Origin of the sequence: Pseudomonas sp. PDM22, from assembly GCF_014851965.1 — a bacterium.
In the GTDB taxonomy this organism is placed as follows: domain Bacteria; phylum Pseudomonadota; class Gammaproteobacteria; order Pseudomonadales; family Pseudomonadaceae; genus Pseudomonas.
The window spans coordinates 1-449 of the sequence record NZ_JACVAR010000036.1 but is presented as its reverse complement, the minus strand read 5'-3'; the positions used below and the strand labels follow the sequence as shown (position 1 = coordinate 449).

Sequence of the window (449 nt, the reverse complement as noted above, 5' to 3'; positions counted from 1 at the left end):
CCACCACCATGATCGGCAGGAAGAACCACCACGGCCGGGCGTGTTGTGCGGTGGCTCCGCTGAAGCGGCGGACATGTTCGTTCCAGAAAAAGAACCGCCAGTAGTCCGGTTCTTGCACATGGATCGCCCATACCCAGGGCAGGCACAGTAGCAGCGCCACCGCCATGGCCAGCGGGCCATAGCGCAACAACTCGCCCAGACGCCGCTGCCAGAGCATGTAGGGCACGGCGATCAGCACCGGCAGCGCCCAGGCCAGGAAACCCTTGGTCATGAAGCCCATGGCGCAGGCCCCGCCCAACATTGTCCACGCGGCCAGGCGACCACGGGTGGTGGTGTTGTCGAGGGCAAACCACAGTGCGACCAGGCTGAGGTTGACCCAGAAGGTGAATTGCGGATCGAGGTTGGAGTACCCGGCTTGCCCGGCGACCAGGCCAAAGCTCAGGTACAGC

Annotated in this window: 1 protein-coding gene; it reads right to left on the bottom strand. The window is 64.4% G+C overall.

The window, feature by feature from the left end; translation table 11 throughout:
• Nucleotides 1-449, bottom strand: a 449-nt coding sequence (locus IB255_RS30525) for a phospholipid carrier-dependent glycosyltransferase (protein ID WP_412548142.1), incomplete at both ends; no start/stop codon positions are given.